Genomic DNA, 15,294 nt, shown 5'->3' with positions numbered 1-15,294 from the left:
CGATTGTGCTAACCGACCCGGCGCGCTTTCCCGGAACATCGCGATCGCCTTGTCGTGACCGCCGGCGCGGCATCGTCCGAATGGAGGCACGACCGGTGCGCACGGAGCGTGGAATGAAGGCGGCCGCTCAATTGCGCACTCTCGAAGAAGAGCGGCACCGGCTCCACGCCGAATGCTGTAAGGGGTATCCGGGAGCCCTCCCGGTCGTGCCGCCGGGTGGCCGTCCGCCCAGCCCTCGGGAGGAGGTGGGATGGCCCGCACGCGTGGCCCGACCGCCTTCGGTCCGTCACCCTCTTCCCCGGGGCGTCCGCGCGGCGCCGCCCTCGCCACACCGGCCGCAGACCACTCTCCGACGCTGGGGGTCAGACATGTCGACGACGTTGGGATCGTTGCGCCGGCTCGTGATGGCGCCGCCGCTGCGGGAGGTCGGGTTCGAGGCGCGCGGGTTCCCCGGCGCGTCCTCGCCCTCGGCGGCCCACCTGGAGGCCATCCCGCAGTCGGTCGTCTGCGGGTTCGAGTGGGGCATCGACGCGCGCGACCAGTGGGAGGTCGAGCGCAGGCTCGCGATCGTCGCCGCGGACCTGCGCGGCTTCGCCTACGAGGGCGCGACGATGGCGCTCACCATCCGCGACGTGGCGGGCCGCGGCACGCGCACGCGCGACCTCCTGCGCGGCCCCGGCGACCCGCACCTGTTCCTGGCCTACATCGGCATCGGGTTCGCGATGGCCCGACTGCCCCGCGCGCTGTGGCGCAAGGTGCTGCCCGACCTGTCCGACTCGCCCTACCACCCGACGATGAGCTGGCTGGCGGTCGACGGCTACGGCTTCGACCTGGCCTACTTCCACACCGACAAGTGGGTGACCCGGCAGCAGGTGCCCGCGCCGTACCCCTGGCTGGGCCGGCCCGACTACTTCCCGCGGGCGGTGGACCAGGGCATCGGACGCGCGCTGTGGTTCATCCACGGCGCGCGACCCGCCGACGTGACGCCGGCGGTCCTCCGGTTCGACCCGGCCCGTCACGCCGACCTGTGGAGCGGCGTCGGGCTCGCCGCCACCTTCGCCGGCGGCGCCACGTCCGCCGAGTTGGCGACGCTGCGCGCCGCGGCGGGGGAGCACCACGCGCAACTCGCCCAGGGCGCGGTCTTCGGGGCCAAGGCCCGGGTGCACTCCGGATTCGTGCCGGAACACAGCGCGACGGCCATCGGGGCATTGACCGATCTGTCGCCCGCCGACGCTTCCGCGCTCGCCGACCGCAAGGCCGTCACGCCGGACGAGGACGGCGCGGTGACCGCGTACGAACTGTGGCGCGCGCGCATTCGCGCGCAATTCTCGACCGCTCAGGACACCCTTCCGGCTTGACCGGCGGAAAGGCGAACAATCGCGACGACGGGGGTCCCGTCGAAACGGGAATGTGCCGTTCCGCCCCGGCGGGCGAACACCGCCCCTGACCGCCGGCCCCGCCGGGATGGCGGTGTGCCGGGCCGACCGGGCCGCGCTGGTTCGACTACCCGGTGCTCCACGCCCGCACCGCGCTCCACGCCCGCAGCCTCGAAGCCGTCCGGCCGACCTCTTCCGCGCGGCGTCGGCGATCACCGCCCCCGGCTCGATGTTCGCGTTAACACGACTCGGCGGATCCGGTGTCGCCGCCCGGTCGGCGCGCTCGTGGGCCGAGCCGGCCGGGCGTCGTCGTCGCGCTCGGTGTCGAGGCGGTTGCGGTGCAAGAGGGTGTTGACACGGGCATTACCACGATGTTTCACTTTCTTGCCGAAAGATGTTAGCGCTAACACAGTGGGGTTCTCGTCACGGTGCCTCGGCGTCGTCGAGGCGACCACGGGTTCCGGGCCGCCGCGCCCGCCCTCCGACCGCACGGCCACCGCCCGCCCTGGGCGGCGGTCCGCCCTGCCCTGACCGCCGGGAGGAGCCCGTCGCATGAGACACCGTCCGGCAGCCGTCGCGCCCCTGCCGCGCCCGGGCTCCGCCGTGCCGCCGCGCCCCGGGCCGAACGGCTCGGCCGCGTCGCCACCGGCACCCGCGCCGAGCCCGGGATTCGCAGGTCATCCCACGCCGGCGCGGCCGTCGGTCCTCGCCGCCCGGCCCGGGTCGTTGCCCCGCCCGGGAATCGCGGGGAACCCCGCCCCGACCTCCACCGCCCGGTCCCAACCGGCGACGGCGCCGTCCCCCGGGATCGCAGCCGACCTCACCCCGGCGCGGCCGTTGGTCTGCACCGCCCGGACCCGATCAGGGTCCGCTCCCACCGCCCACGAGGACGCGCACGCGTCGAGGAGGTCGCGATTGCCATGACGAGGTTCAGACCCAACGCGGTGACCCGGCCGCGAGCCGCCGGCGCGCTCGCCGCCCTGCTGGGGGTGGCGCTCGTGGCGAGCCCGCTGGCCGTGCCGGCGCAGGCCCAGGGCGCACTCGGGGACCCCGTCCTCGCGCTCGAGTTCGACAACAGCCTCGCCGACGGCTCCGACCTCGCCCACCCGGTGACCGCGAAGGCCACCGGCACGGCCGCGCCGGCGTACGCGTTCGTGCCCGGCGTCCGCGACTCGGCGCTGAAGCTGACCGCCGGCACCTACCTCGACCTGGGCCGCGGCGTCGAGTTGCAGCCCAGGGTGATGACCGCGTCGTTCTGGCTCAAGCCGGACACCGCGATGGTGGGCGAGCAGGTGATCGCCTGGAACAAGGCCGCCTACAACAGCGACGGCTGGTACCTGTCGTCGGAGGGCAACGGCTCGCCGCTGGCGCTGTCCGCGGGCCCGGGCGGGGCGCAGCCGTACAAGATCCAGGTGTCCTCGGCCGACCGGGCGGCGTTCTTCCCCGTCGGCCAGTGGACGCACATCGCCGTCAGCTACCACAGCGACACCAAGCGGGCCGTGTTCTACCGCAACGGCCTGCGCGTGCCCAGCCAGGTCGCGCAGCCCGTCGGAGGCGCGTCGACCGGTGTCATCACCGCCGACGCGAACCTGCCCAAGACCCTCGGCTTCAACGGGCCGCAGTACAACGGCTCGTTCCTGACCAGCGCCCTGGACTCCTACCGGCTGTACGCGGGCGAGGCGACCGCGGCCGACGTCGTCGGCCTCTACGAGGAAGGCGGCGGCACCGTGGACAAGGACGCCGTGGCGAGGGCCGACGCCGCCGCCATCACGCTCCCCGCGACCGTCGCCGCCGCCCTCGCCCTGCCGCGCGAGGGCTCCAGCGGCTCGACCGTCACCTGGGCCTCCAGCGACCGCGACGTGATCGACCTCGACGGCACCGTGCACCAGCCGGGTGCGGGCGAGGACGACGCGCACGTCACCCTCACCGCCACGGTCCGGTTCGCCGACGGCGCGCCCACCGTCCGGGAGTTCGCCGTGACCGTGCCCGCCGTCCGCGAGGTCCTCCAGGACAGCGGCCTGAGCGTGCGCCTGGACGACGCGTACCTCGACAACGCCGCCGCCAAGGAGCACGAGTACCTGCTCAGCCTCGACTCCCGGCAGTTCCTGCACTGGTTCTACCGCACGGCGAACCTCACCCCGCCCACCGCCACCGGCTACCAGGGCTGGGAGAACGGCGCGGTCAGCGGCAACTTCCGCGGCCACGCCTTCGGCCACTACATGTCCGCGCTGGCCATGTCCTACGCCTCGACCTCCGACCCGGCGGTCAAGGAAGGGCTGCACCGGGAGATCACCGAGGCGGTCGACGGCCTCGCCGAGGTGCAGGCGGCCTACGCGGGCACGTCCCGCGCGGGCTACCTCGGCCCGTTCCGCGACACCGCGCTCGACGCCGTGGAAGGCCGCGGCGCGTCCGACGACCCGGTCGTGGTGCCCTACTACAACCTGCACAAGGTGCTCGCCGGGCTGCTGGACATCAACAAGTACGTCCCGGACGCCCACGGCGGCAAGGCCCTGGAGATCGCCAAGGGCTTCGGCGGCTACCTGTACGGCCGCGTGTCCACCCTGGCCGACACCAGCGTCATGCTGCGCACCGAGTACGGCGGCATGAACGACGCCCTGTACGAGCTGTACGCCCGCAGCGGCGGCGACGCCCGGTTCAAGCGGGCCGCCGAGGCGTTCGACGAGCTGTCGCTGTTCCGCGAGCTGGCGGCGAACCGGGACGTGCTCAACGGCAAGCACGCCAACACCACCATCCCCAAGCTCATCGGCGCGGTGAAGCGCTACACGGTCTTCACCCAGAACCCCGCCCTGTACGACAAGCTGACCGCGCAGGAGAAGGCCGACCTGCCGATGTACCTGCAGGCCGCGCAGAACTTCTGGCAGATCGTGGTCGACCACCACACCTACGCCACCGGCGCGAACAGCCAGGCCGAGCACTTCCACGGCCCGGACACGCTGCACGAGTTCGCCACCGGCAAGGGCGTCGTCGGCAACGCCGAGACGGCGGAGACCTGCAACGAGTACAACATGCTCAAGCTCTCGCGCGAGCTGTTCAAGCTGACGCAGGACGTCAAGTACGCCAACTACTACGAGAACACGTTCATCAACACGATCCTGTCGTCGCAGAACCCCGACACCGGGATGACGACGTACTTCCAGGCGATGGCGCCGGGCTACTACAAGCTGTACTCGATGCCCTTCACCGAGTTCTGGTGCTGCACCGGCACCGGCATGGAGAACTTCTCCAAGCTCGGCGACTCGATCTACTTCACGGGATCGGACGGCGTCTGGGTCAACATGTTCTTCAGCTCGGTGTTCGAGCACGGCAACCTGCGCGTCCGGCAGGAGGCGAACCTGCCCAACGACGACACGGTCACGTTCCGCGTCGAGGCGGTCGACGGCGGCGCGGTCCCGGCCAACGCCAAGCTGCGCCTGCGCGTGCCGGACTGGGCCGCCGCCGCGCCCGGCCTCACCGTCAACGGCTCGGCCGTCACGCCGCAGGTCCAGCGCGGTTACGTGGTGCTGGGCGTCCGGGCGGGCGACGTGGTCGAGTACCGGCTGCCGATGGCCGTGCGGCTGGTCGAGACGCCCGACAACCCGGACTTCTTCGCGTTGAAGTACGGGCCGGTGCTGCTCAGCGCCGGGCTGGGCACCAAGGACCTCGACAAGTTCGCCCGCGTCGGCATCCTGGTGCGCGCGGCGTCCCTGGACCCCGACGCGCCGCAGGTCATCCAGGTCGACACGCCGACCGTGGCCGCCTGGAAGGCCGACCTCGCCAACAACGTCGTGCGCGGCCCGGACACCGCCGACGGGCAGGTCCGGTTCACGCTCCGCAACGCGGCCACCGACCTGGAGTTCACGCCGCACTACCGCCGCCACGACGAGCGCTACGGCCTCTACTTCTCCTACGAGACGGCCGACTCCGAGGCGGCCCAGCAGCGCATCCTGGACGACAAGCGGCGGCTGCGCGACACCGAGCTGACCATCGACTCGCTGTACAGCTTCGACAACAACAACTTCGAGGGGGCCAAGAACCTCAAGCAGGCCAACTCGTCGGTCGGCGTGTTCAGCGGCCAGCAGTTCCGGCACGCGGAGGGCCCGTCCGGCTGGTTCAGCTACGACCTGCGGGTCGACCCGGCGCAGGCGTCGAACCTGCTGCGGGTGCGCTACTACTCCGGCGACGCCGGCCGCACCTTCGACGTCTACCTCAACGACGAGAAGTTCAAGACCGAGACCGTCAACCGCAACGCGGGCACGAACGTCTTCTACCTGCAGACGGACGAGATCCCCCGCAAGCACCTGGACAACCCGCGGTGGAAGGTGGACCAGGCGGGCAACCCGGTGCTGGACGAGAACGGGCAGCGGATCCCGGTGGTGACCGTCCGGTTCCAGTCGACCGGCGGCTGGGCCGGTGGCGTGTTCGGCGTCGCCACCAGCAAGTCCCTGGTCTACGGCCCCGAGTCGGAGCTGTCCGGCCTCAAGGCCGCCCCGGGCGTCCTCACCCCGGCCTTCACCCCCGGCGCCACCGCCTACGCGCTGCGGGTCCCGGCCGGGACCACCGAGGTGGACGTCGACTTCGACCCGCACGTGCCCAGCGGCCTGGTGAAGGTGGACGGCGTCCTGATCGACGACACCCGCCCGCGCAAGATCACCCTGGACGCCTCGGGGCGCAGGACGGTCACCGTCGACGCCTTCGCCCAGGACCACGTGACGTCGACCCGGTACACGCTGGAGATCTCCGCGGCCACGCCGGCCCTCGCCGTCACCGCCGTCCCGCGCTGCGTCGGCGGCACCGCCCACCTGGCGGTCACGGCGGTGAACACGGGCACGTCACCGGTCGCGGTCACGGTGGCCACGCCGTTCGGCGGCAAGCACTTCGCCGCCGTGGAGCCGGGCAAGCAGGCGTACCAGTCCTTCAACACCCGGACGGGCGACCTGGCGGCGGGCGTCGTCACCGCGACCGTCGTGGAGGGCGGCGTGTCGACGAGCCACCGCATCGACTACCCGGCCCTGCGCTGCCCGTGAGCGGGGCCCGATGAGGTAGCGCGCGGCAACGTGGCGGTGGCACCGGCTCCCGGTGCCACCGCCACGCGCCTTTTACCAGGTCCACCTGTTCTCGTACCGGTCGCCCCGGTACCCGATGACGATCACGAGCCGGCCCCGGTCCCAGTCGATCGAAGCCTGGATCCTGCCGTCCTGGAACTCGCCCACGAGGTCGCCGGACCCGACCTGGGTGCCGCGCCAGACCTGCTCGTGGTCCCGTTCGAGGAAGAGGTGGAGGGTCTGGCGGGGATGGTCCAGGTAGCCGTACAGGGCGAGGTCGTCGGTGACCTGCCACTCGATCCGGCCGATCCGGGAATCGGCCGCGCCCGCCTCGCGCTCCGACGCGCCGAAGGCCGGGGTGGCCTGCCCGGCGGCGTGCGCCGGCCCGCCGAGGCCGACGGCGATCGCCGCCAGCACCAAGGGCACCAGGACGATGCGGGACAGGGTCGTGGGAACGGTTCGCACGGTGATCAACTCCTCGCCGACTCGGCACGGGCGGCGGTCGCCGCCCGCACTCCACTGTCACCACCGGGACCGCGCGCCGACCAGGGGTGATCACCGGGCCGAACCCGAAACCACCCGGCCAGGTCACACGCCTTCACGGACCGAAGTGGACTCTCCCGGGCGCCGCGCGGGTCGCGTGCCGCGTTCGGCTCCGGGTGGCGGCACGACTCGGGCTCGCGGCCTCCGCCGGAGTCGGGCCGGGCGGTGAACAGGACGTCGGAGGGCAGGGCTGCCGCCGGCCCGGCGGGCTGTGCGGAGGTGGGTTCCGCTCCGCTCCCGCGTTTCGCGGCCCGTCGCGCGGGAAGCCGTCCAGGGACGACGACGGAGGAGGCGGCATGAAGGCCGTGGTGTGGCAGACCGCCCTGGGCGCGGCATGAGCGGCACCGTCGCGGACGCGCTCGTCCGACGCCTGCGGACCTGGGGCGTGCCCCGCGTGTTCGGCTACGCGGGCGACGGGATCGACCCGATCCTGGCCGCCCTGCACCGGGCCGGCGGCGACCCGGAGTTCGTGCCCGTGCGGCACGAGGAGATGGCCGCGTTCATGGCGTCGGGCCACGCCAAGTACACCGGCGAGGTCGGGGTGTGCCTGGCCACGCAGGGGCCCGGCGCGATCCACCTGCTCGGCGGCCTCTACGACGCCAAGCTGGACCGCCGCCCGGTGGTGGCGGTCGTCGGCCAGGTCGTGTCCACCGCGCTGGGCACGGGCTACCTGCAGGAGGTGGACCTGCACGCGTTGTTCAAGGACGTCTGCGGCCAGTACCTGCAGACGGTGTTCGCGCCCGAGCAGCTGCCGGTGCTGCTGGACAACGCGATGCGCACCGCGATCTCCGAGCGGGTGCCGACGTGCCTCATCGTGCCGCACGACGTGCAGCGGGCCGACGCGGCGCAGGAGTTGCCGCACACCCACGGCGTGGTGCCGTCCTCGGCGGTCGTGGCCCGGCCCCGCGTGCTGCCGCGCGAGGACGACCTGCGGCGGGCCGCCGACGTCCTCAACGCCGGCCGGAAGGTCGCGCTGCTGATCGGGCGCGGCGCGGCGGGCGCGCAGGCCGAGATCGCGCGGGTGGTCGAGGCGCTGGGCGCGGGGGCGACGGCGTCGCTGGTGGGCAAGCCCGTGATCCCCGAGGACGCCCCGTGGCACACCGGCGTCATGGGGCACCTGGGCACCACCGCCTCGGCCGAGTTGATGGCCGGCTGCGACACGCTGCTCATCGTCGGCAGCAACGACCCGTGGACCGAGTTCTACCCGGAGCCGGGGCAGGCGCGGGCCGTGCAGATCGACGTCGAGGCCCGCGTGGTCGGCAGCAAGTACCCCGTCGAGGTCCCGCTGGTGGGGGACGCCACCGAGACGCTGCGGGCGCTGCTGCCGCTGCTGCGCCGCAATCCCGATCGCCGGTGGGAGGAACGGGTGTTCGCCGCCGTGGCCCGGTGGCGGCGCATCGCCGGGGAACGCGCCCAGGCCCCCGCCGACCCGCTCAACCCCGAGCTGGTGGTGCACGAGCTGTCCGGTCACCTGCCGCTCGACGTGCGGGTGGCGGTGGACGTCGGCTCGGCCACCTACTGGTTCGCCCGCCACCTCGCGCTGCCGGTCGGCGCGCCCGCGCACACCTCCGGCTACCTGGCGTCCATGGGCTGCGCCCTGCCCTACGGCCTGGCGGCGAAGCTGGACGCGCCGGACCGGCCGGTCGTCGCCCTGGTGGGTGACGGCGCGATGCAGATGAACGGCCTGCTGGAGCTGATCACCGTCGCCGACCGGTGGCGCGACTGGGCCGACCCGACGTTCGTGGTGCTCGTGCTGCACAACCGCGACCTCAACGAGGTCACCTGGGAGCAGCGCGAGATGGAGGGCGACCCGCGCTTCCCGACCTCGCAGCGCGTGCCGGACTTCCCCTACGCCGCGTACGCCGAGCTGCTCGGGCTGCGCGGCATCCGGGTCGACTCCCCGGACGCCGTGGGCAAGGCGTGGCACGAGGCGTTCCACGCCGACCGGCCGGTGGTCGTCGAGGCCGTCGTGGACCCGGCCGTGCCGCTGCTCGCGCCGCACCTGCCCGACGAGAAGGTCGACATGATCCACCAAGGGCTGGACCAGGAGCCCGACGGCGACCCGGAACGGGACCACCTGCGCCGGCAACGCGCCGACGAGGGGCACGGGTAGCGGTCGCCGCCGGGCCGGGGCCGGGGAACCGGACTCGTCGTCACCCGGCGCCCCGGTTGGTCACCCGGCCGCCGGCATCCGGTCGGACGACGTGGTTGGCGGTCGTCGCGGCGGGTAGCCGACACGGTGGTCACACCGGAGCGATGGAGGGCACATGGCGGACCGGATCGCGGACATCTGGGGCACGCGGACGCCGCACGCGAAGGACGAGCCGTGGCCGGTGCGCGTCGACCTGCACCTGGACGCCGGCGTGGCGGAGTCCGACGTGGACCGCTGGGTGCAGTCGGCGTGCGTGCTGTGCAGCAACGGCTGCGGCTGCGACATCGCCGTCAAGGACGGCCGCATGGTCGGCGTCCGGGGCCGTGCGGGCGACGTGGTCAACCACGGCCGGCTGGGGCCCAAGGGCCTGTACGGGTCGTGGCAGTACAACGGCCGGGACCGGTTGACCCGGCCGCTGGTGCGGCGCGGCGGCGTGCTGGTCGAGTCCGACTGGGACACCGCGATGGACCTCGTCGTCCGGCGGTCGCGGGAGCTGCTGGACGAGGTGGGGCCGCTGTCGCACGGCTTCTACACCAGCGGCCAGCTCTTCCTGGAGGAGTACTACACCCTCGCCGTGATCGGCAAGGCCGGCCTGGGCACGCCGCACATGGACGGCAACACCCGGCTGTGCACGGCCACCGCCGCGGCGGCGATGAAGGAGAGCTTCGGCTCCGACGGCCAGCCCGGCAGCTACACCGACATCGAGTCCTGCGACGCGATCTTCCTGTTCGGGCACAACATGGCCGAGACGCAGACCGTGCTGTGGGCCCGCGTGCTGGACCGCCTGGCGGGACCGGACCGCCCCGCGGTGGTCGCGGTCGACCCGCGGCGCACCAAGGTCGCCGAGGCGGCGGTGGAGTCCGGGGGAGTGCACCTCGCCCCGCTGCCCGGCACGAACCTGGCGCTGATGAACGGCCTGGTCCGCGAGCTGATCGTGAACGGCTGGGTGGACCGCGACTGGGTCGCCGCCCACGCGCTCGGCTACGACGAGCTGGCCGCCACCGTCGAGCCGTACACGCCCGAGCACGTCGCGGACACCTGCCGGGTCGACGCCGCCGACCTGCGCCGGGCGGCCCGGATCTTCGGCACGTCCGAGCGGGTGCTGTCCACCGTGTTGCAGGGCTTCTACCAGTCCCACCAGGCCACGGCGGCGTCCTGCCAGGTGAACAACCTGCACCTGCTGCGCGGCCTGATCGGCCGGCCCGGGTGCGGCATCCTGCAGATGAACGGCCAGCCCACCGCGCAGAACACCCGCGAGACCGGGGCCGACGGCGACCTGCCCGGCTTCCGCAACTGGGACAACCCCGAGCACGTCGGGCAGCTGGCGCAGCTGTGGAACGTCGACCCGCTGACCATCCCGCACTGGGCCCCGCCCACCCACGCGATGCAGCTGTGGCGCTACGCCGAGCAGGGCTCCATCCGGTTCCTGTGGATCTCCGCCACCAACCCGGCCGTGTCCCTGCCCGAACTGCCGCGCGTCCGGGAGATCCTGGCCCGGGAAGACCTGTTCGTGGTCGTGCAGGACGGGTTCCGCACCGAGACCGCCGAGTACGCCGACGTGGTGCTCCCGGCGGCGCTGTGGGGCGAGAAGCAGGGCACGTTCACCAACGTCAACCGCACCGTGCACCTGTCGGACCAGGCCGTCGCACCGCCCGGCGAGGCCCGGTCGGACCTGGACATCTTCCTCGACTACGCCCGCCGCATGGACTTCCGCGACCGCGACGGGCAGCCGTTGATCAAGTGGTCCGACCCCGAGGGCGCGTTCCGGGCCTGGCAGGAGTGCAGCCGCGGCCGGCTGTGCGACTACACCGGCCTGTCCTACGACGAGCTGCGCGGCGGCAGCGGCATCCCGTGGCCGTGCAACGACGAGCACCCCGACGGCTGCGACCGCCTCTACGCCGACGGGGTGTTCCCCACCCACCCGGACGTGTGCGAGGACTACGGCCACGACCTGCTCACCGGCGGCTCCACCTCGCCCGAGCAGTACCGGGCCCAGCGCCCCGACGGCCGGGCGTTCCTCAAGGCCGCCGAGTACGCCCCGCCACCGGAGCGGCCGAGCGACGACTACCCGTTCGTGGTGACCACCGGCCGCACCGCCTACCACTTCCACACCCGCACCAAGACGGGCCGCTCCCGGCAGCTGCGCCGCGCCGCGCCCGAGCCGTGGGTCGAGCTGTCCGCCCACGACGCCGCCGCCCTGGGCGTGGCCGAGGGCGACCTGGTCCGGGTCGAGTCGCCGCGCGGCCGGGTCGAGGCGCGGGCCCGGATCGGCCGGGGCCGCGACGGCGTGGTGTTCGTGCCGTTCCACTACGGCTACTGGGACACCGACGACGACCGGCACGCTCGGGCGGCCAACGAGCTGACCCTGACCGAGTGGGACCCGGTGTCCAAGCAGCCGCTGTTCAAGATCGGCGCGGTCCGGGTGACCAGGCTCGCCGACGCCACCGGCCCCGCGCCCGCGCCCACCACGACGGCGTCCGCGCCGCACGACCCGGCGGGCGTGCCGGCGACCGCGGGCGAGGACGACGTGCGCGAGGAGGTGGCCCCGACCGGCCCGCCCCCGCCGCCACCGACCCCCGACCGCACCCCGAACGTGCTGCCGCACGCCGCGTCGAAGGGCTGATCATGCACCTGGCCACCTACCTGGGACTGCTGCACACGTCGCTGACCACGCTCGCCGGCGCCTTCCGCGAGGTCGGCCGGGGCCACGCGGACGAGCCCGACGTGTGGCACACCTGCCAGGTCCTCGCCGAGCGGACCGACCACCAGGCCGAGGCCCTGGCGCCGGTCGTGGAGCGCTACGGCGAGCACCGCGAGGAGGAACCCGAACGCCTGCACGCCGCCGGCCTGGACTCCACCCGCAGCGGGGCGGTCGGCCTGCTGCGCGACCTCCAGGACCTCTACACCCTGGCGAGCCTGACCGACATCACCTGGACCGTCGTCGGCCAGGCCGCCCAGGGCCTGCGCGACCGGGAACTGCTCGACCTCGTCAACGCCTGCGAACAGGACACCGCCCGCCAGCTGACCTGGCTGCGCACCCGGATCAAGCAGGCCGCGCCCCAGGCCCTCATCGCGGCCCGGTGAGCGACGTGGACGACGGGCCCGGCGGCGCGCTCCAAGCGGCCGAACGACGGGCGGGCAGCCTCGGCGCCGCCGGGTACGCCTTCGCGCTGTGCCTGGCGGTCCTGGCCGCCGCGGGTGGTGTCGCCCTGCTCGTCAGGCAGCCCTACCTGTTCCCCAGCCTCGGCCCGACCGTGATGCTGTTCTTCGAGTCACCCCGGCAGCAGTCGGCCGCGCCCCGCAGCACCCTGATCGGGCACGGCGTGGCGATCCTGGCCGGGGCGGGCTGCCTGGCCCTGTTCGGCCTGACCGACCACCCGCCGGTGCTCCAGGAGGGCGTCACGGGAGCCCGCGTCGGCGCCGCCGCCCTCTCGGTCGCCCTGACCGCCCTGGTCCTGCGCGTGCTGGACTGCCCGCACCCGCCCGCCGGGGCGACGACCCTGATCATCAGCCTGGGCCTGCTCACGTCCGCCTCCGAGCTGGTCGCCATCGGCGTGGGGGTGCTGCTGGTGACCGTGCTCGGCGTGGCCCTCAACCGCCTGCTCGGCGTGCGCCAACCGCTGTGGCGGTGATCGACCCGGGACCCGGACCAATCCGACGCGGGGTCCGCGACGAACCGGGGGCAGCGGGCCGTGCGGTCGGGAGCAGTCGCGTGCGAGCGGCGCGGCCGGCGGTCGAGGACCGTTCCACCCGAGAAGGGGCACGATGACAGGCCGTGAGCGCAAGCTCCAAGCCGTACCCACCGACACCGGTGACGAGGACGACGTCCCGGCCGAGGAGTTGCTGGGCCTGGTGGCGCGCGGCGACGACGCGGCGTTCGCGCGGCTGTACGACAAGGTGGTCGGCAGGGTGTTCGGGCTGGTCCGCCGCGTGGTGCGCGACCACGCGCAGTCCGAGGAGGTCACCCAGGAAGTCCTGGTCGAGGTGTGGCGCACCGCCGCCCGCTTCGACCCGCGCCGGGGCAGCGCCGAGACGTGGGTGCTGACCGTGGCGCACCGCCGCGCCGTGGACCGGGTCCGCTCGGCGCAGGCCGCGACCCGGCGGGAGGACCTCGCCGCCCGCCGCGACGTCGAGACGCCGTTCGACGCGGTCAGCGAGCAGGTGGCCGCGCGCATCGAGCAGCGGCAGGTGCGCCGGTGCCTGGCCACGTTGACCGACCTGCAGCGGGAGTCCATCCTGCTGGGCTACTTCCGGGGCTACAGCTACCCCGAGACGGCCGCCGTCCTCGGCATCCCGCTGGGCACAGTGAAGACCAGGATGCGCGACGGCCTGATCAGGCTCCGGGACTGCCTGGGGGTGACCCGATGACCGACGACACCGCCCGCGCCGAGGCGCACACGCTGATCGGCGCCTACGCGCTCGACGCGGTCTCCGCCGCCGAGCGCCGCCTGTTCGAGGACCACATCGCGGTGTGCTCGAGCTGCGCGCAGGAGACCACCCAACTGCTGGCGACGGCCACGCAGCTCGCCGGCGGCACCGAGGCCGAGCCGCCCGCGCACCTGCGTGAACAAGTGCTGGCCGCCGCGCTCCGCACCCCCCAGCTCCCGCCGGACCCCGACGACCGGTCGGATGGGCCCGCCGAGCCGTTCCCGCCGGGCTCCGGTGATCGGCCGGATCAGCCCGTCGGGCCGGTTGCGCCGGGCTCCGGTGATCGGCCTGCCGGGCCGATCGGGCGGGGTTCGGGCGATCGGTCGGGTCGGCCTGCCGGGCCGGTTGCGCCGGGCTCCGGTGATCGGCCTGCCGGGCCGATCGGGCGGGGTTCGGGCGATCGGTCGGGTCGGCCTGCCGGGCCGGTTGCGCCGGGCTCCGGTGATCGGCCTGCCGGGCCGATCGGGTGGGGTTCCGGCGATCGGCCCGACCTGCCCGCGGAACCGCACCGGCGGCGTGCCGGCGGGAGGCGGGGCACCTGGTTGCGCAGGACGGCGGCGCTGGCCGGTGCGGCGGCCGTCGCGGTGGCGGTGACCCTGGGCGTCCAGGGCGTGCGGACCAACGATCGGCTGGAGCGCGACCTCCAGGCATTGGAGCAGGTCAACAGCCGCAACAGCCAGGTCGCCGAGCTGCTGGCCGCACCGGACGCCAAGCTCGTCCGCGGCGAGGTCGCCGGCGGCGGCACGGGCACCGTCGTGGCATCGTCGGCGAGGGGCCAGGTGTTGTTCCTCGCCCACGGGCTGGCCCGGTTGCCGGACGACCGCACCTACCAGATGTGGCTGATCGGTGCCGACGGTCCACGGCCGGCGGGGCTGCTCACGTCCGCCGACGCCCCCGAACCCCTGCTGGCGAGCGGTTTCACCGGTCGGGAAGCCGTGGGCCTCACGGTGGAGCCGCGAGGAGGGTCGCCCCGACCCACCACACCCACCGTCGTGGTCCTGCCGCTGGTCTGAGCATCGCCCGCCGGGGCAATCCGCCGGGCGCTCGGCCGCGAACACCGGGCATGGACACCTCCACGCGCAGGCAGTCGTCGGAAGCCGGGACGCCGCGCCTGCGGTCGCGGGCGGCGGTCGCGGTGGGTCTGGTCGCGGTGGCCGCGGCACTGGCCGCGGGTCACCTCGTGGCCGCGCTGACCGACCCGCTCGCGTCCCCGTTCCTGGCCGTGGGCAACACCGCGATCGACCTGACACCGCACCCGGTCAAGGACTTCGCGGTCCGCACGTTCGGCGAGCACGACAAGGCGGTGCTGCTGGCGGGCATGGCCACGGTCGTCGCTGCCGCGGCGGTCCTGGCCGGCCTGCTGTCGCGCCGCGGTCCGCTGCCCGGCACGCTCCTGGCCGCGGCGCTGGGCGTGCTCGGCGTCGCGGCGGTGCTCACCCGGCCCACGCTGGGCGCGATCGCCCTGGCGGCACCGTTGGCCGGCCTGGCCGTGGGCGTGCTGGTCTTCCGCCGGCTGCACCGGCTCGCCCGCCACAGCCCGGCGGACACGCCCGCTGCGGCCGAGCCGCACCCCATCGACAGCACCGCCAACGCCGGCGCGGGCACCCGCACCGCCGGCAGTGACGGCACCGCCACCGCCACCGCCATCGACCGCGCCGCCGCCGACCGCGCCGCCGCCGACCGCGCCGCCGCCGACCGCGCCGCCGCCGACCGCGCCGCCGCCGACCGCGCCGCCGCCAGCAGTGCCGCGACC

9 protein-coding genes and 1 pseudogene are annotated in these 15,294 nt (G+C 74.0%); 9 read left to right on the top strand and 1 reads right to left on the bottom strand.

The annotated features are described in order from the left end of the window. The first annotated feature begins 368 nt into the window (after window positions 1–368). Complete coding sequence (locus tag ACWEFJ_RS30920) at window positions 369–1,358, top strand: DUF1702 family protein (protein ID WP_449715898.1); 990 nt, start codon at window positions 369–371, stop codon at window positions 1,356–1,358. Window positions 1,359–2,296: 938 nt separating this feature from the next. After that, window positions 2,297–6,400: a beta-L-arabinofuranosidase domain-containing protein gene (locus ACWEFJ_RS30915; protein ID WP_449715897.1), complete on the top strand. Its 4,104-nt coding sequence runs from the start codon at window positions 2,297–2,299 to the stop codon at window positions 6,398–6,400. A gap of 72 nt (window positions 6,401–6,472) precedes the next feature. On the opposite strand, the gene ACWEFJ_RS30910 is transcribed toward ACWEFJ_RS30915, so the two are convergent. Beyond that, window positions 6,473–6,883 (bottom strand): hypothetical protein, encoded by a 411-nt coding sequence (locus ACWEFJ_RS30910; protein WP_449715896.1) that lies wholly within the window; start codon window positions 6,881–6,883, stop codon window positions 6,473–6,475. A 412-nt stretch (window positions 6,884–7,295) separates the two neighbouring features. Here ACWEFJ_RS30910 and ACWEFJ_RS30905 point away from each other — a divergent pair, with 412 nt between their 5' ends. The 7 genes and pseudogenes from ACWEFJ_RS30905 to ACWEFJ_RS30875 all read left to right on the top strand — a co-directional run. Further along, complete coding sequence (locus ACWEFJ_RS30905) at window positions 7,296–9,074, top strand: thiamine pyrophosphate-requiring protein (protein ID WP_378097008.1); 1,779 nt, start codon at window positions 7,296–7,298, stop codon at window positions 9,072–9,074. Window positions 9,075–9,228: 154 nt separating this feature from the next. Further along, window positions 9,229–11,736, top strand: a complete 2,508-nt coding sequence (locus tag ACWEFJ_RS30900; RefSeq protein WP_449715895.1) for a molybdopterin oxidoreductase family protein — start codon at window positions 9,229–9,231, stop codon at window positions 11,734–11,736. Window positions 11,737–11,738: 2 nt separating this feature from the next. Further along, on the top strand, window positions 11,739–12,197 hold the full coding sequence (locus ACWEFJ_RS30895; protein WP_378097013.1) for a hypothetical protein: 459 nt from the start codon (window positions 11,739–11,741) through the stop codon (window positions 12,195–12,197). Then, a complete protein-coding gene (locus ACWEFJ_RS30890; protein ID WP_449715894.1) occupies window positions 12,194–12,745 on the top strand; it encodes an HPP family protein in 552 nt (183 codons plus the stop codon). Before ACWEFJ_RS30895 ends, ACWEFJ_RS30890 begins: the two co-directional genes overlap by 4 nt. Before the next feature lie 133 nt (window positions 12,746–12,878). Further along, on the top strand, window positions 12,879–13,481 hold the full coding sequence (sigK, locus tag ACWEFJ_RS30885; protein ID WP_378097019.1) for an ECF RNA polymerase sigma factor SigK: 603 nt from the start codon (window positions 12,879–12,881) through the stop codon (window positions 13,479–13,481). Beyond that, window positions 13,478–14,554, top strand: coding sequence for an anti-sigma factor (locus tag ACWEFJ_RS30880; protein WP_449715893.1), 1,077 nt, complete (start codon window positions 13,478–13,480; stop codon window positions 14,552–14,554). Before sigK ends, ACWEFJ_RS30880 begins: the two co-directional genes overlap by 4 nt. A gap of 50 nt (window positions 14,555–14,604) precedes the next feature. Next, a pseudogene (locus ACWEFJ_RS30875) lies at window positions 14,605–15,294 on the top strand (molybdopterin-dependent oxidoreductase); the annotation flags it as partial.

Source organism: Actinosynnema sp. NPDC004786, assembly GCF_053601135.1.
This window is presented reverse-complemented; position numbering and strand designations above follow the sequence as displayed.

Excerpts from the sequence above, each read along its gene's own strand:
- ACWEFJ_RS30905 (WP_378097008.1), top strand. The coding sequence starts at position 7,296 with ATGAGCGGCACCGTCGCGGACGCGCTCGTCCGACGCCTGCGGACCTGG.
- sigK (WP_378097019.1), top strand. The coding sequence starts at position 12,879 with ATGACAGGCCGTGAGCGCAAGCTCCAAGCCGTACCCACCGACACCGGT.
- ACWEFJ_RS30915 (WP_449715897.1), top strand. The coding sequence starts at position 2,297 with ATGACGAGGTTCAGACCCAACGCGGTGACCCGGCCGCGAGCCGCCGGC.
- ACWEFJ_RS30895 (WP_378097013.1), top strand. The coding sequence starts at position 11,739 with ATGCACCTGGCCACCTACCTGGGACTGCTGCACACGTCGCTGACCACG.
- ACWEFJ_RS30900 (WP_449715895.1), top strand. The coding sequence starts at position 9,229 with ATGGCGGACCGGATCGCGGACATCTGGGGCACGCGGACGCCGCACGCG.
- ACWEFJ_RS30920 (WP_449715898.1), top strand. The coding sequence starts at position 369 with ATGTCGACGACGTTGGGATCGTTGCGCCGGCTCGTGATGGCGCCGCCG.
- ACWEFJ_RS30880 (WP_449715893.1), top strand. The coding sequence starts at position 13,478 with ATGACCGACGACACCGCCCGCGCCGAGGCGCACACGCTGATCGGCGCC.